Below are 23,534 nucleotides of genomic sequence, written 5' to 3'. Positions count from 1 at the left end.
TGGTGATCGGCCTGACCGAAACAGCCCGATCGGCTTACGCCGACGCACGCCGATCGGGCTATTTCATTTCCGGACCGGACTCACGACGCGTTGCGGGTGGATGTCGCCGATAACCGTTTCGTCATCTTCTTCGTCGCGGCGGTCGCGCAGACCGCTTGCGCCGCCGGTCGCATCGACCCGTTACCCCACTCTTTTCGCGCCGCCCGCTGACACGACGCGTCACGCGCCTTCCTCCATTTCGCCATCTTCGCGTCGAGCGCGGCCTTCCGCTCCGGGTGCTCGCTCGACTGCCGGTCGACGACCTGCTGCAGCTCGCGCTCGGCGACGAGTTGGTCGCGCCACGCGCAGAAGTTCATGCTCGTCTGGTTTGCATCGCAGTCGGAGAGAAGCGCATCGACCTCGCTCGCCGGTAGCCCGCTGCGCGCCGAGATTTCCTGGGCCGGCGTCTGGCCGGCGAATGCACTGGCTGATGCCAGCAGCAGTCCGAAAAAGAGCAACTTCATTGGCCCCCCTGCTGCCGGCGGAACGGCGCGGTTTCGAGCCTGCGTCGATTCACGAGACCGTTTGAGCGCACTGGCGCCAACCGACGCCCATTCGCGTCCCGTGGGTGAAGCGTGCACGGCCCGTAGTGAGCGAGCGTGCCAACGCCATAGGTGCAATTGTTCGCCTGATCGTTGTAGTACGCCATGATCGCGTGTTCCCGGATACGCAACGCAGTCCAGCCGGCCTCACTCAATCGCATGCCTTCGTTTGCCATTTTTCGCCCTCTCGAAGCGTGGTTCTTGGTCCACGACGGCCGCGTGGACTACGCACCTTATCATCAGACAAGAAGACGGCGAACCGAGTGGTATCTCACAAGCTATTTCGGCAGTTGGCCTGCGCCGCAGTGTTCCCCGCAGTGTTCCGAATGGCGGCGTTACGATCCGGAATAATGATCCCGCTTGATCCGTGACGGCCCACCATACCCCTCACGGCCCCGCCAACCCCGGATTCTGCCCGCTCGCACACGCCCTCAGCGACGCCGCCACCTTCGGCTTCGGCTCCGCGAACAGATCGGCCATGTCCGTCTGCGCGACCGGATCACCTTCGAGCGCCGCACGCCAGCGCAGCGACACGATCATCGCGCTCGTATCCGCACCCGGCGATTCGCCGTCGTAGCTCGACATCGCATAAAACATGTCCGCGAGCTTGTTGTAGCCGGCCGGCACATGATGCTTCAGCAGCCATGCGACGATCGGCTGCGCCGATTCCCAGTCCTCGTCGTCGAGCGCGCTGTTCACGAGCCGCGCGGCCGCGCGCCAGTAGCCGAGCGACGCCGCCTTCGCGTACGCCTTGTCCGCGTCGCGGCCCATCGACGACGGCGCCGATTCGAACGCCGCGAGCGCAGCGGGTGTCGGCGGCGGCAGCGCGAGCTTCACGCACCGGAACGCTTCGACGTCCGGGCTGTTCTGCGGCAGATTCGCCCAGCGGACCTGATCCTTCATCGCATTGTCGAGCGTGCGCACGATGTCTGGCTGCTTCATCGTCACGTAGACCCAGTCGACCCGCACGTGCCGCGCGGCGTCCCAGTCGTCGGTGGTATCGGCGGTCTGCGCAGCGACCGCGATCGGCGACGCGACGAGCCCGCACGTCAAGCCGATCATCCAGGAACGGAATCGCATGATGACCTCTCTTTGTTCTGATTGATGGAGTCGAGGAAACACTGCGCGCGCCGCGATCGAATCGAACGAAGAACGAACGACGGCGTATGGCGATTGTAGCGCCGCGCTACCGACGCCCGGCACAGGCGAATCGCCGCGCTCGCCGGCGCCGCGTGCAGCCAGACGTCCGTCGCACCCCATCACGCGTTCGCGTACGGCCCGCCGCCGCGCCAGCACCCGCTCCCGCCGAAGTACAATACCGGCTCCGCGCCGCCGACCACGCGGCGAACCCGCCGCCCGACGCGCGGCACGCCGGTCCGATTCACCCGATGCCGCCACGCGAACCCGCCGCGCGGCGTCCTCCCTTTCCGCTACTTCTGACTTTCACACCCACATGGCCCAATACGTTTTCACGATGAACCGGGTCGGCAAGATCGTGCCGCCCAAGCGCCAGATCCTGAAGGACATCTCGCTGTCGTTCTTCCCCGGCGCGAAGATTGGCGTGCTCGGCCTGAACGGCTCGGGCAAGTCGACGCTGATCCGCATCATGGCGGGCGCCGACCGCGACATCGAAGGCGAAGCGACGCCGATGCCGAACCTGAACATCGGCTACCTGCCGCAGGAGCCGCAGCTCGATCCGGAGAAGACCGTGCGCGAGGCGGTCGAGGATGGGCTTGGCGACGTGTTCCAGGCGCACAAGAAGCTCGACGAGATCTACGCGGCGTACGCGGAGCCGGACGCCGACTTCGACGCGCTAGCGGCCGAGCAGGCGAAGTACGAGGCGATTCTCGCGGCGAGCGACGGCGGCAGCCCCGAGCAGCAGCTCGAAGTGGCCGCCGACGCGCTGCGCCTGCCGCCGTGGGATGCGAAGATCGCGCACCTGTCGGGCGGCGAGAAGCGCCGCGTCGCACTGTGCAAGCTGCTGCTCGAGAAGCCCGACATGCTGCTGCTCGACGAACCGACCAACCACCTCGACGCGGAATCGGTCGAATGGCTCGAGCAGTTCCTGACGCGCTTCCCGGGCACGGTCGTCGCGGTCACCCACGATCGCTACTTCCTGGACAACGCGGCCGAGTGGATTCTCGAACTCGACCGCGGCCACGGCATTCCGTGGAAGGGCAACTACAGCAGCTGGCTCGACCAGAAGGAGAACCGGCTGAAGCAGGAAGAAGCGTCGGAATCGGCGCGCCAGAAGGCGCTCAAGAAGGAGCTGGAGTGGGTGCGCCAGAACCCGAAGGGCCGCCAGGCGAAATCGAAGGCGCGTATCGCGCGCTTCGAGGAGCTGAACAGCCAGGAATACCAGAAGCGCAACGAGACGCAGGAAATCTTCATCCCGGTCGGCGACCGCCTCGGCAACGAAGTGATCGAGTTCAAGAACGTCAGCAAGGCGTACGACGACCGGCTGCTGATCGACAACCTGAACTTCAAGATTCCGGCCGGCGCGATCGTCGGGATCATCGGCCCGAACGGCGCCGGCAAGTCGACGCTGTTCCGCATGCTCACGGGCAAGGAGCAGCCGGATTCGGGCGAGATCGTGCAGGGCCCGACCGTGAAGCTCGCGTACGTCGACCAGAGCCGCGACGCGCTCGACGGCTCGAAGACCGTGTTCGAGGAGATCTCGGGCGGCGCGGACATCCTGACGGTCGGCAAGTACGAAACGCCGTCGCGCGCGTACATCGGCCGCTTCAACTTCAAGGGCTCGGACCAGCAGAAGAACGTCGGCAACCTGTCGGGCGGCGAGCGCGGGCGGCTGCATCTCGCGAAGACGCTGATCGCGGGCGGCAACGTGCTGCTGCTCGACGAGCCGTCGAACGACCTCGACGTCGAAACGCTGCGCGCGCTCGAGGACGCGCTGCTCGAATTCGCGGGCTCGGTGATGGTGATCTCGCACGACCGCTGGTTCCTCGACCGGATCGCGACGCACATCCTCTCGTTCGAAGGCGATTCGCAGGTCGTGTTCTTCGACGGCAACTACCAGGAATACGAAGCGGACAAGCGCGCGCGCCTCGGCGAGGAAGCGGCGAAGCCGAAGCGGATCCGCTACAAGCCGATCAGCAGGTAAGCCGATCGGCACGAACACGGGCAGCGCGGGCAACGCGGGCAGCCGGACGAAGCGGGCGCGATGCTTTCCAATCACCGGACCTTTTACACGTGACGTCGGCGGCAAGCATTCGCCGCCGACGTTTGCCGGCCGAGCAGGTGGTACGACTGGTCCGGGGTCGCGTGACGGAACGTAGCGGGCCCCATAGGGAAGCGTATTCCTGATTCCGGCCGCCCGGCGCGGCTTGCGTCCCCGACGCGTGTCAACCCGGCGGGCAAGCGGCTGGGGCGACGACCCACCTCGCAGCGCGCCTCCATCACACCCGAGCGTCAAGGCGAGTCACACGTCGGCGCTAGCGGCGAATTCAGTGCGTCGGGACGGGAAGCAACTGCAGCAGCGAAAAGCAATCGACCTTTCCGCTGTCGAACTGCAGCACCACTTTGTATTCGCCGGCGTACCGCCGCCGAATCACGGCGATCGTCGTTTCGCGTTGGCTGGCCGATCGCCTGGACCAACACTCCACCGTGCACCGTCGTCGACGAACTCGGCATGTGGGTTCGGTCTGCCGCCTTCGCGAGCGACCTGCGGGCGACCGCCGGCATTGCGACGCTTACCTCCGCCCTGACGTGGCCGGTTGATCCGCATTGGGTCCGAGAAGCGACGCCAAAGCGCGCTGCGTAGGCGGTGTGGTGGAGATCAGGCGAGCTGTCTCCTGCATCATCGGGACAAACCGCGACACCGCTCGTTTGAGCGTCCACTTGGATACGGGTACAGACAACTGCAGGCTGGCGACGACACGCTGCCCTAGATCGAACACCGGCACCGCGAGCGCAAGGTCTCCCAGGTAATACTCTTCGTTGCAGTACGCGTATCCGTCCCGACGCGCCATTTGAAGACGCACGATCAGTTCCTCCAAATCGACTATCGTGTTCGGCGTGAAGCGCGTCCGCTCCGTGCTTTGCAGAATTTCGCGGGCATGCTCCTCCGGTAAACACGACAGGTACGCGCGCCCGGTTGAAGAGCAGTACATCGGCAGCCGACGACCAATGGGCATGTGCACCATCAGTCGCAATGGACTGGCGAAACGACCAATGTAGATCATGTCGGTACCGGTCGGTTCCGCGAGGTTTACCGTTTCGCCAGAGTTGCGATTGAGCTCAAGCAGATAGGGATTTGCACGATCAAGCAGCGGGTGCGATTGCAGATAGTGGCAGCCCGCGTCCAGCGTTCGCGACGACAACGAATAGCGCTTGGTGGCCGGGTCCTTGACCAGCAGGCCAATTGCCTCGAGCGTGAAGGCGAACCGCTGTGCCGCGCTGCGGCTGATGCCAGCGACTGCGGCAATCTCCGGCAAACTCATCGCCGCATGCTGCACATCAAATGCATCAAGCACGGCAATGCCGGTGGCAAGGGACTGCACATAGAGGGTCGAGTCTTCCGGGTTCATGGTGGTCCGCACGTTGGCGACGAGGTCGCCCGATTGATAAATTTATCTATCGCATCTCGATATACCACTACCGTATGACGCTACGAAGCGTAGGTCAAGCACCTCGCCTTTTCCACCACATCTTCGTCGAAAAAAAGACCCAATTGCCTGATCCATTCGACCCGGGTTTGGGTCTACCTATCGTTTTTCGCCACGCAACTGGGATTTCAGACTATTGACGGCTCTCAAGTCCTGACGCAGGATTCTATCATTACTCAATATGTATCTATCGCTATGCGATACGACAAAGACATACCGAGAGCCAGGCTCCAACCGACGTTTCCCGGCCCGGTCCACGTGCCATCAGTGATGGTTTTACAAGGAGAGTCCACATGTTTCAGAAAGCCATGAAGTCCTTGGTCGCCGTGGTGGCGGCCACCACCGTGTTCTCGGCGGCATACGCCGACCAGCCGGTCCTGGAAGTCGGTGCTACGCCAAGCGCGGTGCCGTTCAACTATCTCGACCCGCAGACCAATACGCTCAAGGGCGTGATGATCGACATCGCGAATGAAGTCGGCAAGGAAGTGGGCTTCAAGCCGGATATCGTGCCGATTCCGTTCACGTCACTCGTGCCTGCCTTGCAAACCGGCAAGATCCAGATCATCGCCTCCGCATTCGCACGAACACCGGCACGCGCCGAGGCTGTCGATTTCACGGATGTCGTCGTCAGCTATGGCGAAGGCTTGATGGTGCCGGCCAACGACACGACCCCCTACCGCAGCTTTGCAGACCTGAGAAACAAGACCGTCGGCGTCCAGATCGGTACGGCCTATGTTGATCCGATCAAGGCGGCCGGTGGCTTCAAGGAAGTGAAGATGTACGACACGATGGCCGACATGGCTCGAGACATCGCGCTCGGCCGCCTGGACGCCGCATTTGGCGACGGTCCCGTCGTCGCCTATCAGGTACGCCAGATCGGAACGAAGGTGCGCCTTGTCAGCACCTACAAGCCGGTGATTGCAACCAACATCGCGCTGGCTGTGAAGAAAGGCGATACAGCAATGGTGGCGAAGCTCAATGCGGCAATCGCCAAGCTTCGCCAGGACGGCAAATTGAACGCGATCCTAGCGAAATGGGGCGTCGCTTCCTGATCGTTTTCCAGAACCACGCACGCGGCCCTGCGGTTTGGCTTCAAGGGGATCCGTGCATAAGCCCCGGAGTTGCTGATGTTCGATTCCTTCCTGACTGACGCAGTGGCATATATTCCGTTGCTGCTGCAAGGCGCACTGACCACCATTTGCATCACCGCGACGGCGTTGGTGATTGCAACGGTACTCGGCTTGTGCTGGGCGCTGCTGCGCGTAAGTGGTATTGCCCCCCTTGCGCACGCCAGCCGCGTGCTGACCAACGTCATTCGCGGCATTCCGATCATCGTGGTGCTGTTTTACATGTATTTCGTCATCCCGGAGATCGGCATCAGCCTGAGCGCCTTTCAAGCCGGCGCCCTGGGCCTCGGCATCGCCTATTCCTCCTATATGGCAGAGGTGTTTCGCGCCGGCATCAACGCCGTGGATGTCGGGCAGTTCGAGGCCGCACAGTCGTTGGGCATGTCGCGGGCAAAATTGATGCGAAGAGTGATCTTGCCGCAGGCGCTGCGCATGGCGCTGCCTCCGTACGGCAACAACGTCGTAATGATGCTCAAGGACTCGTCCCAAACCGCAGTCATCACCGTGGTTGAGTTGTCGATGCAAAGCAAGCTGATCGCGTCGGCAACGTTCAAGAGTTCGACTGTATTTACGCTCGTCGCGCTGATGTACCTCGCAATGAGCCTGCCGATGATGTATTCGATCGGTCGCCTCGAAAAACGCATGGGGAAAAGCAAATGATCAAGATTGAGAACTTGAGCAAGTCATTCGGTACACACCGTGTCCTGAACGGAATCAATGCCGAAATCAATCCTGGTGAAGTCGTTTGCCTGATCGGACCATCCGGTTCGGGGAAATCGACGTTGCTGCGTTGTATCAACGGACTGGAGCGATACGACCAGGGTTGTATTTCCGTAGAGGGCACGCGCGTCGACGCCAAACAATCGGAAATTCGCCTGGTTCGGCAACGGGTCGCGATGGTGTTCCAGCGTTTCAATCTCTTCCCCCATCGCACAGCTCTCGGGAACGTGACGGAAGGTCCCGTTCATGTGAAAGGCGAAGATGCGGCCGAGGCGGACCGGCGAGGACGCGAACTGCTCGCGAGCGTGGGTCTGGCGGACAAGGTCAATCACTACCCGCACCAGTTGTCCGGCGGCCAGCAACAACGAGTTGCGATCGCACGCGCGTTGGCGATGCGGCCCGAAGCCATCCTGTTCGACGAGCCCACTTCCGCTCTTGATCCGGAATTGGTCGGCGAGGTCCTGGCCGTCATGCGCGGGTTGGCAGAGAAAGGGATGACCATGATTATCGTCACGCACGAGATGGACTTCGCACGAAACGTATCCGATCGCGTGTTGTTTCTTGATGGCGGGCGAATCGTCGAGCAGGGACCGTCGAAGGAAGTCCTGACCGCGCCAAGCAACGAGCGCTTGCGGGATTTCCTGCGGCGCGTCACGCACGCTGATTGACGCGGCGAGAGACGTTTATCGCATCCGTATCGGCATAACGTATAGGTTTTACATGACACAAAGTCCGTTTTCTCCAGCATCCACATTGTGGGCGGCCACTACGCCCGCACGCGCTGCGACGCCATCGATTGCCGGGCCACTCTCGGCCGACGTAGCGGTGATCGGCGGCGGCTTCACGGGATTGTCGGCTGCGCTCCATCTTGCCCAGTCTGGTGTCAACGTCGCTCTCTTCGAGTCACACGAGATCGCGCACCGCGCATCCGGCCGCAACGGTGGCCAGGTGGTACCGGGCTTCAAACCGACTCCATCCGCACTGGTAAAACGCTTCGGGGCTGAAACCGCCGTGCGCATGATGCGCTTTGCGTACCGCAACGCGGATGAGCTCTTCGAGCTCGTCGAGCGTTATCGGATCGATTGCGCCCCGACGAGGGACGGCTGGATCCAGGGCGCGTTCTCCGATGCTTCGGCCCGGTATCTGCAAGCCCGGGCCGAAGAGATCAACAACTTCGGCGGTGATGTCGCATACCTTGATCGCGACGCCATGGCAGCGGCGAGCGGCTCAAGGTTCTGGCCGGCAGGTCTGCTTGAGCGTCGTGCCGGTGCCGTGCATCCGCTCGCCTATGCACGCGGGCTCGCCAACGCCGCCGTCTCGTGTGGCGCGACCATTCATGAGCATTCACACGTCAGCGCGATCAACCCGGCCGGAACGGGCGTCACGCTGACCGTGAATGGATACATCGTTCGTGCGCGCCAGGTGATTCTGGCCACCGACGCCTATACCGACCGGCTTTGGCCTGCGGTCGCGCAGTCGTATGTCACGGTATCGAGTGCGCAGATCGCGACGGATCCACTCCCGCCTTCGTTGCTACACAGCATCATGCCGCATCACGCGGGCGTCTCCGAGACGCGAAAAATCACGTACTACTGCCGCATCGATCCAGAGGGGCGATTCGTCATCGGGGGCCGCGGGCGCTCTGCCAATACGCTCGACCCCGCGACGCGCGAACAACTTCGAAATGCGGCCATCAAGCGCTACCCGGAACTTGCTGGCGTGGATTGGCCTCACGGCTGGGTTTGCCGGGTTGGCATGACCATCGACGACTTACCACGTCTGCACCGGTTGGCGGACGGCCTCTGGACAGCCTATGGATACTGCGGTCGCGGTGTAGCGATGGGGACCGCGCTTGGACGCGTACTCGCGCAGGCCGTCCGTGGGAGCGATGGCTCGCACCTCGACTTCCCCGTCACCCCCGTCGCGCGGCTTCCGCTGTACCCCGCCCGCCAGCTCGGCGCTGCGCTGGCAATCAACTGGTACCGATTGCGAGACACGCTGGGATATCCCGGTTAGCCTTACCGTAACCAAGCGCACCCAAAGAAAAATGCCGCTTAGTCGCTTAACTGAACGGCATTTGGGCGCGATGCCCGCTTTTTTCATTCGAGCACGCCAAGCTCGCGCAGCCGCGCCGCGCACCGACCGTCCATCAGATCGGCTGCGTGCGCGCGACGAGCCACGCCTTCGCGTCGCCGTCGGCGAGATGCCGGCCGACGCGCTCGCGCACCATCGCGTGATAGGTGTTCAGCCACGCGCGCTCGTCGTCGTGCAGCAGCTCGATCAGCACGCAGCGCGTGTCGATCGGGCACAGCGTCAGCGTCTCGAACGCGAGGAAGTCGCCGAACTCGGTCTGCCCGGCCGCGCGGTTCAGCACGAGGTTCTCGATGCGGATCCCCCACTGGCCCGGCCGGTACACGCCCGGCTCGATCGACGTGATCATCCCCTCTTCCATCGCGGTGTGCGGCTCGGCCGGCGCGTAGTGCGAGATCACCTGCGGGCCTTCGTGCACGTTCAGGAAGTAGCCGACGCCGTGGCCGGTGCCGTGCCCGTAGTCGAGCCCCGCGGCCCACATCGGCGCGCGCGCGATCGCGTCGAGCATCGGCGAGCGGACCCCGCGCGGAAAGCGCGCGCGCGACAGCGCCATCATCGCCTTCAGCACGATCGTGAAGTCGCGCCGCTGCGCGTCGCTCGGCTTGCCGACCGGCACGACGCGCGTGATGTCGGTCGTGCCGCCGAGGTACTGGCCGCCCGAATCGATCAGCAGCAGCCCGTCGCCGGCGATCGGCGCGTGCGATTCCGGCGTCGCGTGGTAGTGCGGCATCGCGCCGTTCGCGTTGAAACCGGCGATCGTCGCGAAACTCGGCGACACGTAGCCGGGGCGGCGCGCGCGCGCGGCCGTCAGCTTGTCGTCGATCGTCAGCTCGGTGATCGCGTCGCGGTTCACCGCCTGCTCGAACCACGCGAAGAATTCGGCGAGCGCGACGCCGTCGTGCTCCATCGTCACGCGCACGTGCTCGATCTCGGCGGGCGTCTTGCGCGACTTCGCGAACGTCGACGGGTTGACCGCTTCGACGAGCGCCACGCCGGCCGGCACCGCCTCGAGCGTGCCGAACGTCATGCGGCGCGGATCGATCAACAGCGTCGCGCCATCCGGCAGCGCGGCGAGCGCCGCGCGCGCCGCGTCATAGGGCCGCACGTCGACGCCGTCCTGCGCGAGCGACGCGGCGAGCGCGGGCGGCACCTTGCCGTCGGCGACGAACAGCGTCGCGCGCTCGGCGCCGATCAGCGCGTGCGCGACGAACACCGGGTTGTAGCTGACGTCGGCGCCGCGCAGGTTGAAGATCCACGCGAGATCGTCGAGCGTCGACACGAAGTGCCACTGCGCGCCGCGCGCCTGCATCGCGCGGCGGATCTCGTCGAGCTTCGCGCGGCGCGTCGCGTCGGCCTGCGGCGCGACGTGCTCGAACACGGCCGCGTCGGGCAGCGCGGGCCGCTCGGGCCAGATCGCGTCGAGCAGATCGAGATCGGTGCGCAACGCGACCCCGCACGCGGTCAGCGCGTCGCGCAGCACGCGCGCGGCCGCGACGCCGAGCACCGCGCCGTCGACGCCGACCGTTTCGCCGGCGCTCACGTTCTGCGCGAGCCAGTCGACGTGCGGCGCGCTCTGCTGGCCGCCCGTCATCTTCATCAGCTGCACGCCGCTGCCGGCGAGCTCGGCCTCGGCCTGCACCCAATAGCGGCTGTCGACCCACAGCCCCGCGAAATCGGCGGTGATGACGAGCGTGCCGACCGAGCCGGTGAAGCCGGACAGCCAGCGGCGCGCCTGCCAGCGCTCGGGCAGATATTCGGACAGATGCGGATCGGCGGACGGCACGAGATAGGCGGCCAGACCCTCGCGGGCCATCGCGCCGCGCAACAGCGCGACGCGGGCGGGCGCCGACGGGTCTTCGGGAAGACGGGCATTCATGATTTCACCTGAAACGATCAGCGACGGGCCGCCAGCGCGACCGTCGCGGCCACGGCGGCCAACGCGATGCCGGTGCACACCGGCCATTCGAGCGTCCCGCCGTCGTAAAAGAGTCCCGAGAGGTTGCCAGCCATTCTGGCCACGGCGGCGCCCGCGATGCCGGCGAGCACCGCGACCCACCACGCGGGCCGGCCCGCGCGGCGCATCGGATGCAGCCATCCGCCGAGCCATCCGACGGTCGCTCCCAGGACGACGATTCCAAACCAGTTCATTCGACGCCCTCTTTCGCAATTTCAGACTCGTCCCATAGGCGTGAACGATTCGCGCGGCTAGCATGGTCCTTCCGTTCAACCCAGCAGGACCGGCCGGGTGCTGACCGCGTAACGTTCGAGTGTAGGGGCCGACCCGACGTTATGGCAAGCGGGGCGCCGGCCGCCGGACAGAAACAGAACCATGCGAATCGCTCTGATCGACAAGGATGCGCGCCACACCGCGCTGATGGACCGACTTCTGTTCGCCGGGGGGCATCTGTGCCACCCGTTCCCGGCGAGCGCACCGTTCCTCGAGTGGCTCTCGGTCCATACCTGCGACCTGCTGATCGTCGACAGCTGGGCCGGCGACCTGCCGGCCGAATCGGTGATTCCGAAGGCGCGCGAGATCCTGCCGGGCCTGCCCGCGATCGTGACGATGACGCTGCCGCGCGAAAGCGAGATCGTGTCGTGCCTGCACGCAGGCGCCGACGACTGCGTGCTGAAGCCGGTGCGCGGCCCGGAACTGCTCGCGCGCGTGAACGCGCTGATCCGGCGCGCGGGCGTCCAGCGGCCACCGCACCGGTCGCGCCACCTGTTCGGCGAGTATGCGTTCGATTCGACGCATTACGTGGTCCGCTTCGACGCCGAGATCGTGTCGCTGACGCCGAAGGAGTTCCGCTTCGCTGTGCTGCTGTTCGCGAATCTGTCGCGGCCCGTGTCGCGCACGCACATCTTCGAGACGGTCTGGGTCAATTCGCGCGACGGCAAGCGCTCGCGCACGGTCGACACGCACGCGTCGCGCCTGCGCAGCAAGCTGCGGCTGATGCCCGAGCGCGGCTACCGGCTCGTGCCCCTTTACGGCTACGGCTACCAGCTCGACCGCGTGCCGGTCGAGCCCCCGCTGGAGCTCGCCGCGCCGCCGGCGGCCGGCACGCCAGCGGTGACGCAGCCGCCGAAACGCTATAATACGAGGCTCAACGATAGCCCTTGATATGCAACTCCTCACGATCGGAATCAACCACCACACTGCGCCAGTCGCTCTGCGCGAACGCGTGGCGTTTCCGCTCGAACAGATCAAGCCCGCTCTCGTCACGCTGCAGAACGTCTTTCTCGGCCCGCAGGCGCCGAACACGCCCGAAGCGGCGATCCTGTCGACGTGCAATCGCACCGAGCTCTACTGCGCGACCGACGACCGCGCCGCGCGCGACGCCGCGCTGCGCTGGCTGTCCGATTATCACCGGATCCCCGTCGACGAGCTCGCACCGCACGTGTATGCGCTGCCGCAGTCCGAAGCGGTCCGGCACGCATTCCGCGTCGCGTCGGGCCTCGATTCGATGGTGCTCGGCGAAACGCAGATCCTCGGCCAGTTGAAGGACGCGGTGCGCACCGCGTCCGAGGCCGGCGCGCTCGGCACCTACCTGAACCAGCTGTTCCAGCGCACGTTCGCGGTCGCGAAGGAAGTGCGGGGCACGACCGAGATCGGCGCGCAGTCGGTGTCGATGGCCGCCGCCTCGGTCCGGCTCGCGCAGCGGATCTTCGAAAAGGTGTCCGATCAGCGCGTGCTGTTCATCGGCGCCGGCGAGATGATCGAACTGTGCGCGACGCACTTCGCCGCGCAACGCCCGCGCGAGCTCGTCGTCGCGAACCGCACGGCAGAGCGCGGCCAGAAGCTCGCGGAGCGCTTCAACGGCCGCGCGATGCCGCTCGCCGATCTGACGACGCGCATGCACGAGTTCGACATCATCGTGTCGTGCACCGCGTCGACGCTGCCGATCATCGGCCTCGGCGCGGTCGAGCGCGCGATCAAGGCGCGCCGCCACCGGCCGGTGTTCATGGTCGATCTCGCGGTGCCGCGCGACATCGAGCCCGAGGTCGGCAAGCTGAAGGACGTGTTCCTGTACACGGTCGACGATCTCGGCGCGATCGTCCGCGAGGGCCACGCGTCACGCCAGGCGGCCGTCGCGCAGGCGGAGGCGATCATCGAAACGCGCGTGCAGGGTTTCATGCAGTGGCTCGACACGCGCAGCGTCGTGCCGGTGATCCGCCACATGCACACGCAGGCCGACGCGCTGCGCCGCGTGGAAGTCGACCGGGCGCAGAAGATGCTCGCGCGCGGCGACGATCCGGCTGCGGTGCTCGAGGCGCTGTCGCAGGCGCTGACGAACAAGCTGATTCACGGCCCGACGAGCGCGCTGAACCGCGCGAACGGCGCCGATCGCGATTCGCTGATCGACCTGATGCGCGGCTTCTACCAGCACGCGCCACGCTCGAACGATCAGTCCGGCCACTAGCGCCGCCCTCCCCGCCCTGCCGGCGCGCGCCGCCGGCTGTCCCTTTCCGAATCCTTGCCCGGGAGCTACGCTCCACATCATGAAGACGAGCATGCAACGCAAGCTCGACCAGCTCGCAAGCCGACTGGCCGAACTGAACGATCTGCTGAGCCGCGAGAACGTCACGGCCGACCTCGACCAGTACCGCAAGCTCACGCGCGAGCATGCTGAGCTGGAACCGCTCGTCGGGCATTACGCGCTGTGGCGCCAGGCCCTCGACGACGAGGCGGCCGCGCAGGAACTGCTCGGCGACGCATCGATGCGCGACTTCGCCGAGGACGAGATCGGGGCCGCGCGCGAGCGGATGACGCGCCTCGAGACCGAGCTGCAGAAGATGCTGCTGCCGAAGGATCCGAACGACGACCGCAACATCTTTCTCGAAATCCGCGCGGGCGCCGGCGGCGACGAGTCGGCGCTGTTCGCGGGCGATCTGCTGCGGATGTATCTGCGCTACGCGGAGCGGCAGCGCTGGCAGGTCGAGATGATGTCGGAGAGCGCGTCGGATCTCGGCGGCTTCAAGGAGGTGATCGTGCGGATCGCGGGCCAGGGCGCCTATTCGCGGCTCAAGTTCGAGTCGGGCGGCCATCGCGTGCAGCGCGTGCCGGCGACCGAGACGCAGGGCCGGATCCACACGTCCGCGTGCACGGTCGCAGTGATGCCGGAAGCCGACGAGATCGCCGAGGTCGCGATCAATCCGGCCGACCTGCGGATCGACACGTTCCGCGCGTCGGGCGCGGGCGGCCAACACATCAACAAGACCGATTCGGCGGTGCGCGTTACGCACATTCCCACGGGAATCGTCGTCGAGTGCCAGGACGACCGCTCGCAGCACAAGAACAAGGACCGCGCGCTGAAGGTGCTCGCCGCGCGGATCAAGGACAAGCAGTATCACGAGCAGCACGCGAAGGAAGCGGCGACGCGCAAGAGCCTGATCGGCTCCGGCGACCGTTCCGAGCGGATCCGCACGTACAACTTCCCGCAGGGCCGGATGACCGATCACCGGATCAACCTGACGCTGTACAAGCTCGAGGCGATCATGGACGGCGACATCCACGAGCTGATCGCCGCGCTCGTCAGCGAGCATCAGGCCGAGTTGCTCGCGTCGCTCGGCGACACTGAATGAGGCTCGTGATGGCCGCCACGACCGCGATCGAACTGTTGCGTGCGTCGCCGCTGGATCCGGTCGACGCGCGGATCCTGCTCGCGCACGCGCTCGGCTGGACCCGCACGCAGCTGATCACGCGCGGCGACGAGCCGCTCGACACGGCCGCCGTCGACCGCTTCCTCGCGCTGGAAGCGCGGCGCGGCGCCGGCGAGCCGGTCGCGCAGCTGGTCGGCGCGCGCGAGTTCTTCGGCCGATCGTTCGACGTGACGCCGGACGTGCTGATCCCCCGCCCGGAGACCGAGCTGCTCGTCGAGGCGGCGCTCGATGCGATCGACGGGATCCCGCACCCGGCGGTGCTCGATCTCGGCACCGGCAGCGGCGCGATTGCGGTGTCGATCGCCGCGGAGCGGCCCGATGCGCGCGTGTGGGCGCTCGACCGCTCGGCCGCCGCGCTCGCGCTCGCGCGGCGCAACGCGGCGAAGCTGCTCGACGCGCATCGCCCGGGCGGCCCGCTGCAATGGCTGCAGAGCGACTGGTACACGACGCTCGATACGGCGCTCGCGTTCGACGCGATCGTCAGCAACCCGCCGTATATCGCGCACGACGATCCGCACCTGTCGCAGGGCGATCTGCGCTTCGAGCCGCGCGGCGCGCTGACCGACGACGACGACGGACTGACCGCGATCCGCGTGATCGTCGCGGGCGCGAGCCTGTACCTGAAACCGGGCGGCACGCTGTGGATCGAGCACGGCTACGACCAGGCCGACGCCGTGCGCGCGCTCCTCGCCGCGCGCGGCTTCACCGAGGTCGAGTCGCTGACCGACCTCGCGTCGATCGAGCGCACGACGGGCGGCCGCCTGCCCGCCTGAGCCGCCGCTCTCGCCCGGCCCGCGCCCGGCCTGCGCGGTCGAAATCCGCTATCATTTCGGTCTACCCGCTCGCCATTTACATGCAAGGTCAGTCATGGACACCCAACAACGAATCAAGCAAATCGTCGACGAAAACCAGGTCGTGCTCTTCATGAAGGGCACCGCGCAATTCCCGATGTGCGGCTTCTCCGGCCGCGCGGTGCAGGTGCTGAAGGCCTGCGGCGTCGATCAGTTCAAGACGGTCAACGTGCTCGAGGACGAAGAGATCCGCCAGGGCATCAAGGAATTCTCGAACTGGCCGACGATCCCGCAGCTCTACGTGAAGGGCGAATTCGTCGGCGGCTCGGACATCATGATGGAGATGTACCAGTCGGGCGAGCTGCAACAGCTGTTCGCCGCCGCTTAAGCGACTTTCACGCCTTTCGCTCCGATGACTTCCCGCAGCGCGCCGCCGCGCCGGCTGATCGTCGCGATCACCGGCGCAACGGGCGCGATCTACGGCGTGCGGCTGCTCGACATGCTGCGCGCCGCCGGCGGCGTCGAGACGCATCTGCTGATCTCGAGCGCCGGCTGGCTCAACGTCCAGCACGAACTGCAACTGTCGAAGGCCGACGTCGAAGGCCGTGCGGACGTCGTGCATTCGGTGCGCGACGTCGGCGCGACGATCGCGTCCGGCTCGTTCGCGACCGACGGGATGGTCGTCGCGCCGTGCTCGATGAAGACGCTCGCGAGCATCGCGCACGGGTTGTCCGACAACCTGATCACGCGCGCGGCCGACGTCACGCTGAAGGAGCGCCGCCGCCTCGTGCTGCTCGTGCGCGAAACACCGCTCAACCTCGCGCATCTGCGCAACATGACCGCCGTGACCGAAATGGGCGGCATCATCTTCCCGCCGCTGCCGGCGTTCTATGCGATGCCGCAGACGATCGGCGAACTGGTCGACCAGACCGTCACGCGCGTGCTCGACCTGTTCGCGCTCAGCGCGCCGCTGACGACGCCCTGGGAAGGCTTGCGGCACGCGTAATCGGCTTCGCCCTCGCCCGATTACCAACAGACAGGATCGAATTAAATTCCATGAAGCCGGTTTATCAACGGTGAGTACGCGCCTATAGTCGTCGTCACGAACCTCTCGAGCCGAATTTTCGCGATGAACCGCCTGCCCTCTCTCTATCTGTCCCACGGCGCGCCGACGCTGCCGATCGATCCGACGCTGCCGTCCGGTGCGTTCACGCACCTCGGCGCCGAGCTGCCGCGCCCGCGCGCGGTGCTGATGCTGTCCGCGCACTGGGGCACGCTGCAGCCGGTCGCGAGCGTCGCCCGGCATCCGGAGACGATCCACGATTTTTACGGCTTCCCGCGCGCGCTGTACGAAATCCAGTACCCGGCGCCGGGCGCGCCGGACGTCGCCGAACGCGCGGCCGAGTTGCTGAACGCGGCCGGCATCACGACCGCGACGCACGAGCACGGCCTCGACCACGGCGCGTGGGTGCCGATGCTGCTGATGTTCCCGGGCGCCGACGTGCCGGTCGCGCAGTTGTCGATCCAGCCGCGCGCGGACGCCGCGCACCACTTTCAGCTCGGCCGCGCGCTACGGCCGCTCCGCGACGACGGCGTGATGGTGATCGGCTCGGGCCAGATCACGCACAACCTGCGCGCGGCCGATTTCGACGCGGCGCCGGAAGACGCCGATCCGCGCGTGACCGAATTCACCGACTGGTTTGAAGAGAAGCTCGCCGCGCGCGACGTCGACGCGCTGCTCGACTACCGCCGACAGGCGCCGCACGCGGTGCTGATGCACCCGACCGACGAGCATCTGCTGCCGGTCTTCGCGGCGCTCGGCGCGGCCGACGACGATTACCGGCTCGGCATCCAGTCGCTCGGCACCTACCAGCGCATGCTCGCGATGACGAACTACGTGTTCGACCGCGCGGCCTGAGCGAGCGCGGCGCGCCCCGCGCGTCCCGAGCGCCCCGAAAAACAGAAAGCCCGCCGAGCCGAAGCTCGAGCGGGCTTTCTGTTTTGCCACTTCCTTGCCGCCTCGCCTGCCGCCGCCGATCGGCGACGGGCGAAGCGCGCGGCGTCAGGCGCCGATCCCTTCGAGGATCTCGTCGTGCGTTTCACGCTCGTCGAGATACTGCGTCCGGTAGCCGCTGTTAGCGCCCCAGAAGTAGAACCCGAGTGCGATCACCGCGACGATAACCATGTCCCAGCCGTACGGCAGCACGCCCGCGCCGCCGAACTGCTTGCTGCCGATCAGCGACAGCACCGCCATCACCGGCAGATACGCGACGAGCCACCACGCGGCCTTCAGGTCCTCGCCCCAGCCGCCCCAGCCTGCCTTGCCCTGGAAGTAGAAGTAGACCGGCAGCGCGACGATCATCAGCAGGATGATCTCGCCCGTCAGCGGCCACTTCGCCCAATACAGGATCAGCGACGCGCAGACGAACGCGAACGGCGCGATCAGCTTCATTCCGGGAATCGACAGCGGACGATCGAGGTCGGTCGCCGTGCGGCGCAGCGCCATCAGGCTGATCGGGCCCGTCAGGTACGAGATCACGGTCGCGACCGAGATCACCGCCGCGAGCGAGCTCCAGCCACGGAAGAAGAACAGGAAGATGAACGACACGAGCAGGTTGAACCACATCGCCTGGCGCGGCACGCCGTAGATCGGGTGCACGTTGCCGAAGAACTTCGGCATCGTGTTGTTGCGCTCCATCGCGTAGATCATCCGGGTCGTCGTCGCCATGTACGTGGTGCCGGTGCCGCTCGGGCTGATGAACGCGTCGACGTACAGCAGGAACGCGAGCCAGTTCAGGTTCAGCGCGATCGCGAGCTCGGCGAACGGCGACTTGAAGTCGAACATCTTCCAGCCGCGCGCGACGTCGGCCGGATTCACCGCGCCGATGTACGCCGTCTGCAGCAGCACGTAGATCACCAGCGCGATCAGGATCGACGTGATCACCGCGAACGGCACGCTCTTCGTCGGATTGCGCGCCTCGCCCGCGAGGTTCACCGGGCTCTGGAAGCCGTTGAACGCGAACACGATGCCGCTCGTCGCGACCGCGGTCAGCACCGCCGACCAGCCGTACGGCGCGAAGGTCTCGCTCGTCGCGGTGCCGAGGTTCCCGGGGTGGAAGCTCGTCAGCATCAGGCCGAGGATCGTCAGGCCCGGGATCAGGAACTTGAAGACCGTGATCGTCGTGTTGGCGCGCGCGAACAGCGCGACGCCCCAGTAGTTCAGCATGAAGTAGATGACGACGAGCACGGCGGACAGCAGCAGCCCGGGTGTCGTCAGCGATCCGTTCACGAACAGCGCGTGCGCCCACGGGTAGGGCCAGGTGCTCATGTACTGGATCGACGCTTCCGCTTCGATCGGGATCACCGACACGATCGCGATCCAGTTCGCCCACGCGCTGATGAAGCCGACGAGCGAGCCGTGCGAGTAGCGCGCATAGCGGACCATGCCGCCGGACTCGGGGAACATCGCGCCGAGCTCGGCATAGGTGAGCGCGATCGCGAGAATCACGACGGCCCCGATGATCCACGCGCAGATCGCGGCCGGACCGGCGATCTTGGCGGCCTTCCAGGCTCCGAACAACCAGCCCGAACCGATAATCGAACCGAGCCCGGTCAGCATCAGGGCCATCGGACCGATGTTCCGTTGAATAGAACTGTTCACATCTTCTCCTGTGTCTCAAAAAGCAGGGTCGGCCCGCCATTCGGGATCGGCTCGAATGGCACCACGCATGCGTTCTTGGGGGGACTGACCACCCGATCGGGGCAGCCAGTCCGCGCGGCGCGTAGTTTAACGTTTGACCTTCGGGATTGGCGGCGAAATTGTTCTCCCCCTACAAAAAATTGGCGCTCGCTGCAAGGCTTGTAAGTGAAAGGCTCGGCAATAACCCTGAATTGAAAGAAATCCGGTTGACCGGCCCAGGCTTTCGCCGTATAAAGACTGGCGCAGGATTTCAAGCGGCGAGTGAAGTGGTCTTTCGTAGTTCGCCCATCAACGGTACTCCGGTTGGTCCCTATTACCCCTTCCTTGATTTTCATGCACCCTTGGGCTTTGGCCCGTTTTATTTTTTTTAGGAACAAGTAACATGGCAACCGGTACCGTCAAGTGGTTCAATGACGCAAAGGGCTTCGGCTTCATCACCCCGGAAGGCGGCGGCGACGATCTGTTCGCGCACTTCTCTGAAATCCGTGTCGAAGGTTTCAAGACGCTGCAGGAAAACCAGAAGGTCGAGTTCGACGTCAAGACGGGCCCGAAGGGTCTGCAAGCCGCGAACATCCGCCCGCTGTAATTCCAGCGCACGGTTTCGTCTGATGGAAAAACCCCGCCTCGGCGGGGTTTTTCTTTTTTCGGGCTCGATATCCGGATACCCGGATACCCAATTGCCCGATTATTCCGATTAATGACCTGCGCGCGCTCAGCCGAACAGTCGCTGCGCGTGAATCCCGAGCCCGGTCGCGACGCTCGCGAGCCGATCGCCGAATACCGGCTGCGCATCCGGAAACGCATCCGCGAGCGCGCCCGACAGGAACGCGAGCCCGGTCGAGCCGCCGGTGAAATACAGCGCGCCGACCTCGCGCGGCGCGATGCCCGCGAGCCGCACCGTCTCGCGCGCCGCGTCGACGATCCGCGCGGTGTCGTCGACACTCGCCTCGATCAGCTGGGCCGCGTCGAACGCGAGCTGCAGATCCTCCTCGACGTCGTTCAGGTCGATCAGCGTCTGCCCGCCCGCCGCGACGCCGATCTTCGCCTCCTCCGCGCGCGCCATCAGCGCATGCCCGAAACGCTGCTCGACGACACTCAACAGCCGCTCGAATTGCCGCGCGTCGACGTACAGATGCCGCATCAGCTTCAGCTCGCCGAGCCGCTTCGGCGTGTAGACGGTGTTGATCAGGTGCCAGGTCGCGAGATCGAAGTAGATCCGGTTCGGCAACTCGCGGCCTTCCGGATCGAGCGCGCGATAGCCGAATGCGGGCATGATCGACGACAGCTCGACGCGCCGGTCGTAATCCGTGCCGGCGACGTGCACGCCGTGATGCGCGAGCACGTCGCCCTTGCGCGACAGCTCGCGCATCCGCTGCGGGCCGACGCGCACGAGCGAGAAATCGGACGTGCCGCCGCCGATGTCCGCGACGAGCACGAGCCGCTCGTCGGTCTGGCGCGACTCGTAGTCGAACGCGGCCGCGATCGGCTCGTACTGGAAATGCACGTCGGTGAAGCCGACCGACCGCGCGGCGGCCTCGAGCTGCGTTTCGGCGAGCTGGTCGGCGCGCGGATCGTCGTCGACGAAAAACACCGGGCGGCCGAGCACCGCCCGGCCGATCGGCGCGCCCGCGCACGTCTCGGCCTTCTGCTTCAGGTGCCGCAGGAACTGCGCGATCACGTCGGTGTACGCGATTCCGGTGCCGTCGCCGAGATCGGTCGTCGTCTCCGCGAGCGGCGAGCCGAGAATGCTCTTCATCGAGCGCATCAGCCGGCCGTCGAAGCCGTCGATGTACGACGCGAGCGCCGCGCGGCCGTATTCGCGCGTGTTCTCGTCGTTGTTGAAGAAAATCGCGGTGGGCAGCGTCAGGTGATCGCCCTCGACGGGCGCGAGCCGCATGCGCTCGCCGTGCGGCAGCGCCACCGCGGAATTGGACGTGCCGAAATCGATCGCGCAGAAAGTCATCGCAGGAACCGCCTGGCCGGCGCGAAAACGGAAGGGACCGGCTTTGTATCACGAAGCCCGCGCGATCACAACCGGCGCAAGCGGTCGCGGATGGGCGGGCTCGATGGGGTCATATCACAGTCCAATGCGCAGCCGAATGCGCAGGCAAATGTTCAGCCAAATGCGCGTCCGGCCGCGCGGCATGCGCGCGCCGGCCGCCGGCTGTCAGGCGGCCGCCGAGTAGCCGTTCTTCCACGCGCCCGCGTACACGACCTCGCCGAGCGGATGACGCGTGCGCGGCGCCTTCTCGCGATCGCGCAGCACCGGATCGAGCTTGTCCGCGTCGCCGTAGTGGCCGAGCGAAATCAGTGCCGGAATCTCGACGTCGGCCGGAATCCTGAACGCGTCGCGGAACGCCTTCGGGTCGAAACCGCTCATCTGGTGCGCGGCGAGGCCGAGCGCGTGCGCCTGCAGCACGAGCGACATCGCGGCGGCGCCCGCGTCGTACAGCGCGGTCGGCGCGGGCTCGCCCTTCGCGTTCAGCGTGTGCGCGGTCACCGCGATCAGCACCGGCGCCGGCGCGTTCCAGCCCTGATTGAACGGCACGAGCGTCGCGAACGCGCGCTTGAATGCCTCTTCGTCCCGCGTGCGGTCGAACACGATGAAGCGCCACGGCTGCGCGTTGTACGCGGACGGCGCCCAGCGCGCCGCCTCGAGCACCGCGTGCAGATGCGCGGCGTCGATCGGCGCGTTCGAATACGCGCGCGGGCTCCAGCGGCCCGCGATCAGTTCATGGATCGAAACAGTGGTGGGAGCAGGTTTGACGGACATGCGAATCCTCGCTGACATCGATGAAGGGGCGCGAACGCCCGACGAACCGCAAGGATACCTGCTCGACGGCGCGCTTGCCGGATTGCGCCGCGCGCGAAGCCGGAGCACGCCACCCCGGCCCCGGCCGCCGTCAGCGCATCGTCAAAGCGCCTGCGGCGGCGCGACGCGCGCGGGCCCGCGATTGATCCGCAGCACGATCAGCGAACCGGCGATGCACAGCCCGCCGGAGATCATCGACGCGACCGTGTACGTGCCGAGGCTCGCGCGCAGCATGCCGGCGCCGAGCGCCGCGAACGCCGCGCCAAGCTGATGGCCCGCGACGATCCAGCCGAACACGACCGGCGCGGCCGCCTTGCCGAACACGTCGGTCGCGAGCCGCACGGTCGGCGGCACGGTCGCGATCCAGTCGAGGCCGTAGAACATCGCGAACAGCGGCAGCCCGAAGAAGTCGATGCCGAACGCGTGCGGCAGGTAGATCAGCGACAGTCCGCGCAGCCCGTAGTACCAGAACAGCAGCACGCGGCTGTCGTAGCGGTCCGACAGCCAGCCGGACATCGTCGTGCCGAACAGATCGAACACGCCCATCGCGGCGAGCAGCGACGCGCCCTGCACTTCGGTCATCCCGTAATCGCTGCACATCGCGATCAGGTGCGTGCCGATGTAGCCGTTCGTGCTCGCGCCGCAGATGAAGAAGCTGAAGAACAGCAGCCAGAAATCGCGCACGCGGCTCGCGCGCACCAGCGTGCGCAGCGCGACCTTCAGCGGGTTCTCCTGCGTCGTGTCGGCGGCGGGCGACGCGCCGGCCGGCTCGCCGTACGGGCGTAGTTGCACGTCCGCCGGACGCTCGGGCAGCAGCAGCGCGACGAGCGGAATCACGATCGCCGCCGCGAGCGCGACGACGAGCACGACCGGCTTCCAGCCGTGCCGCTGCGCGATCGCCGCAAGCATCGGCAGGAACACGAGCTGGCCGGTTGCGCTGCTCGCGGTCAGGATGCCCATCACGAGGCCGCGCCGCGCGTGGAACCAGCGCGTGACGAACGTCGCGGACAGCGTCAGCGCGACGACGCCCGTCGAGCTGCCGACCAGCACGCCCCAGATCAGCACCATCTGCCAGCTCGCGGTCATCATCGACGACAACGCGACGCCCGCGCACATCGTCGCGAGCGCGGTCAGGATCGTCGGCCTCAGCCCGAAACGCTGCATCGCGGCGGCCGCGAACGGTCCGGTCAGCCCATACAGCGCGATGTTCACCGAGATCGCGAGCGAGATCGCCGCGCGGCTCCAGCCGAGCTCGTGCTCGAGCGGCACCATCAGCACGCTCGGCGTCGCCCGCGTGCCGGCCGCGGCCAGCAGGATCAGAAAAACCACCGCCGCGGCGAGCCATCCGTAGTGGAAGCGCCCGCCGATTCGTTGCACTGCCCAGTTCATGTCGTGTTCTCCAGGGAGGCCGCCCGCGCCGCACACCGCA

The 23,534-nt window shown here is 66.2% G+C and carries 23 protein-coding genes and 1 pseudogene; 14 read left to right on the top strand and 10 right to left on the bottom strand.

Annotated elements, in window-relative coordinates:
- Positions 1–80: 80 nt before the first annotated feature.
- The 3 genes from HZI36_RS13530 to HZI36_RS13525 all read right to left on the bottom strand — a co-directional run bounded on the left by HZI36_RS13530 (position 81) and on the right by HZI36_RS13525 (position 1,661).
- Positions 81–503, bottom strand: coding sequence for a lysozyme inhibitor LprI family protein (locus HZI36_RS13530; RefSeq protein ID WP_179403149.1), 423 nt, complete (start codon positions 501–503; stop codon positions 81–83).
- The gene (locus tag HZI36_RS27350) at positions 500–757 is read right to left on the bottom strand and encodes a hypothetical protein (protein ID WP_343050171.1); all 258 of its coding nucleotides are present in this window, start codon (positions 755–757) and stop codon (positions 500–502) included. Before HZI36_RS27350 ends, HZI36_RS13530 begins: the two co-directional genes overlap by 4 nt.
- 211 nt (positions 758–968) lie before the next feature.
- Positions 969–1,661, bottom strand: a complete 693-nt coding sequence (locus tag HZI36_RS13525; RefSeq protein ID WP_179403148.1) for a hypothetical protein — start codon at positions 1,659–1,661, stop codon at positions 969–971.
- A 373-nt stretch (positions 1,662–2,034) separates the two neighbouring features.
- Here HZI36_RS13525 and ettA point away from each other — a divergent pair, with 373 nt between their 5' ends.
- Positions 2,035–3,702: an energy-dependent translational throttle protein EttA gene (gene ettA, locus HZI36_RS13520; RefSeq protein WP_179403147.1), complete on the top strand. Its 1,668-nt coding sequence runs from the start codon at positions 2,035–2,037 to the stop codon at positions 3,700–3,702.
- A 589-nt stretch (positions 3,703–4,291) separates the two neighbouring features.
- On the opposite strand, the gene HZI36_RS13515 is transcribed toward ettA, so the two are convergent.
- Entirely contained in the window at positions 4,292–5,128 is an 837-nt protein-coding gene (locus tag HZI36_RS13515; RefSeq protein WP_179403146.1) for an IclR family transcriptional regulator, read from the bottom strand.
- A 371-nt stretch (positions 5,129–5,499) separates the two neighbouring features.
- Between HZI36_RS13515 and HZI36_RS13510 the strand changes: the two genes are divergently transcribed.
- The 4 genes from HZI36_RS13510 (at position 5,500) to HZI36_RS13495 (ending at position 9,069) form a co-directional block, all read left to right on the top strand.
- The gene (locus HZI36_RS13510; protein WP_179403145.1) at positions 5,500–6,258 is read left to right on the top strand and encodes a substrate-binding periplasmic protein; all 759 of its coding nucleotides are present in this window, start codon (positions 5,500–5,502) and stop codon (positions 6,256–6,258) included.
- A gap of 75 nt (positions 6,259–6,333) precedes the next feature.
- On the top strand, positions 6,334–6,993 hold the full coding sequence (locus HZI36_RS13505; protein ID WP_179403144.1) for an amino acid ABC transporter permease: 660 nt from the start codon (positions 6,334–6,336) through the stop codon (positions 6,991–6,993).
- Positions 6,990–7,721, top strand: coding sequence for an amino acid ABC transporter ATP-binding protein (locus HZI36_RS13500; protein ID WP_179403143.1), 732 nt, complete (start codon positions 6,990–6,992; stop codon positions 7,719–7,721). The genes HZI36_RS13505 and HZI36_RS13500 overlap by 4 nt, the downstream gene beginning before the upstream one ends.
- Before the next feature lie 52 nt (positions 7,722–7,773).
- Positions 7,774–9,069 carry an NAD(P)/FAD-dependent oxidoreductase gene (locus tag HZI36_RS13495; protein WP_179403142.1) on the top strand — a complete coding sequence of 432 codons (1,296 nt, stop codon included), beginning with the start codon at positions 7,774–7,776 and terminating at the stop codon, positions 9,067–9,069.
- A gap of 133 nt (positions 9,070–9,202) precedes the next feature.
- On the opposite strand, the gene HZI36_RS13490 is transcribed toward HZI36_RS13495, so the two are convergent.
- Together HZI36_RS13490 and HZI36_RS13485 are read right to left on the bottom strand one after the other, a co-directional pair.
- Positions 9,203–11,020, bottom strand: a complete 1,818-nt coding sequence (locus tag HZI36_RS13490; protein ID WP_179403141.1) for an aminopeptidase P family protein — start codon at positions 11,018–11,020, stop codon at positions 9,203–9,205.
- A gap of 17 nt (positions 11,021–11,037) precedes the next feature.
- Positions 11,038–11,292 (bottom strand): hypothetical protein, encoded by a 255-nt coding sequence (locus tag HZI36_RS13485; RefSeq protein WP_179403140.1) that lies wholly within the window; start codon positions 11,290–11,292, stop codon positions 11,038–11,040.
- Positions 11,293–11,473: 181 nt separating this feature from the next.
- On the opposite strand from HZI36_RS13485, the pseudogene HZI36_RS13480 reads away from it, so the two are divergent.
- From HZI36_RS13480 to HZI36_RS13450, 7 genes and pseudogenes are all read left to right on the top strand, one after another.
- Positions 11,474–12,237 (top strand): annotated as a pseudogene (locus HZI36_RS13480) (response regulator transcription factor).
- A gap of 26 nt (positions 12,238–12,263) precedes the next feature.
- The gene (gene hemA / locus HZI36_RS13475) at positions 12,264–13,562 is read left to right on the top strand and encodes a glutamyl-tRNA reductase (RefSeq protein WP_179403139.1); all 1,299 of its coding nucleotides are present in this window, start codon (positions 12,264–12,266) and stop codon (positions 13,560–13,562) included.
- Between the two features lie 79 nt (positions 13,563–13,641).
- Complete coding sequence (prfA, locus tag HZI36_RS13470) at positions 13,642–14,724, top strand: peptide chain release factor 1 (RefSeq protein ID WP_179403138.1); 1,083 nt, start codon at positions 13,642–13,644, stop codon at positions 14,722–14,724.
- A gap of 8 nt (positions 14,725–14,732) precedes the next feature.
- Entirely contained in the window at positions 14,733–15,575 is an 843-nt protein-coding gene (gene prmC / locus HZI36_RS13465; protein WP_179403137.1) for a peptide chain release factor N(5)-glutamine methyltransferase, read from the top strand.
- A 94-nt stretch (positions 15,576–15,669) separates the two neighbouring features.
- The gene (gene grxD / locus HZI36_RS13460; protein WP_010092833.1) at positions 15,670–15,981 is read left to right on the top strand and encodes a Grx4 family monothiol glutaredoxin; all 312 of its coding nucleotides are present in this window, start codon (positions 15,670–15,672) and stop codon (positions 15,979–15,981) included.
- A 24-nt stretch (positions 15,982–16,005) separates the two neighbouring features.
- Positions 16,006–16,599, top strand: a complete 594-nt coding sequence (locus tag HZI36_RS13455) for a UbiX family flavin prenyltransferase (RefSeq protein WP_179403136.1) — start codon at positions 16,006–16,008, stop codon at positions 16,597–16,599.
- 123 nt (positions 16,600–16,722) lie between these two features.
- The gene (locus HZI36_RS13450) at positions 16,723–17,511 is read left to right on the top strand and encodes a DODA-type extradiol aromatic ring-opening family dioxygenase (RefSeq protein ID WP_179403135.1); all 789 of its coding nucleotides are present in this window, start codon (positions 16,723–16,725) and stop codon (positions 17,509–17,511) included.
- Between the two features lie 144 nt (positions 17,512–17,655).
- Here HZI36_RS13450 and HZI36_RS13445 read toward each other — a convergent pair whose 3' ends face one another.
- Entirely contained in the window at positions 17,656–19,254 is a 1,599-nt protein-coding gene (locus HZI36_RS13445; RefSeq protein ID WP_179403134.1) for an amino acid permease, read from the bottom strand.
- 158 nt (positions 19,255–19,412) lie between these two features.
- On the opposite strand from HZI36_RS13445, the gene HZI36_RS13440 reads away from it, so the two are divergent.
- Both HZI36_RS13440 and HZI36_RS13435 read left to right on the top strand, forming a co-directional pair.
- The gene (locus HZI36_RS13440) at positions 19,413–19,664 is read left to right on the top strand and encodes a hypothetical protein (protein ID WP_179403133.1); all 252 of its coding nucleotides are present in this window, start codon (positions 19,413–19,415) and stop codon (positions 19,662–19,664) included.
- Between the two features lie 11 nt (positions 19,665–19,675).
- A complete protein-coding gene (locus tag HZI36_RS13435) occupies positions 19,676–19,879 on the top strand; it encodes a cold-shock protein (RefSeq protein ID WP_179403132.1) in 204 nt (67 codons plus the stop codon).
- Between the two features lie 126 nt (positions 19,880–20,005).
- On the opposite strand, the gene HZI36_RS13430 is transcribed toward HZI36_RS13435, so the two are convergent.
- The 3 genes from HZI36_RS13430 to HZI36_RS13420 form a co-directional block, all read right to left on the bottom strand.
- Positions 20,006–21,256 (bottom strand): Hsp70 family protein, encoded by a 1,251-nt coding sequence (locus HZI36_RS13430; protein WP_179403131.1) that lies wholly within the window; start codon positions 21,254–21,256, stop codon positions 20,006–20,008.
- Between the two features lie 204 nt (positions 21,257–21,460).
- A complete protein-coding gene (locus HZI36_RS13425) occupies positions 21,461–22,066 on the bottom strand; it encodes a nitroreductase family protein (protein ID WP_179403130.1) in 606 nt (201 codons plus the stop codon).
- A gap of 141 nt (positions 22,067–22,207) precedes the next feature.
- Complete coding sequence (locus tag HZI36_RS13420) at positions 22,208–23,494, bottom strand: MFS transporter (RefSeq protein ID WP_179403129.1); 1,287 nt, start codon at positions 23,492–23,494, stop codon at positions 22,208–22,210.
- Positions 23,495–23,534: the final 40 nt, after the last annotated feature.

The organism is Burkholderia guangdongensis, assembly GCF_013403875.1.
Taxonomy (GTDB): Bacteria; Pseudomonadota; Gammaproteobacteria; order Burkholderiales; family Burkholderiaceae; genus Burkholderia; species Burkholderia guangdongensis.
Note: the sequence above shows the minus strand (reverse complement) of the source record. Positions and strands in the feature narration are given on the sequence as shown.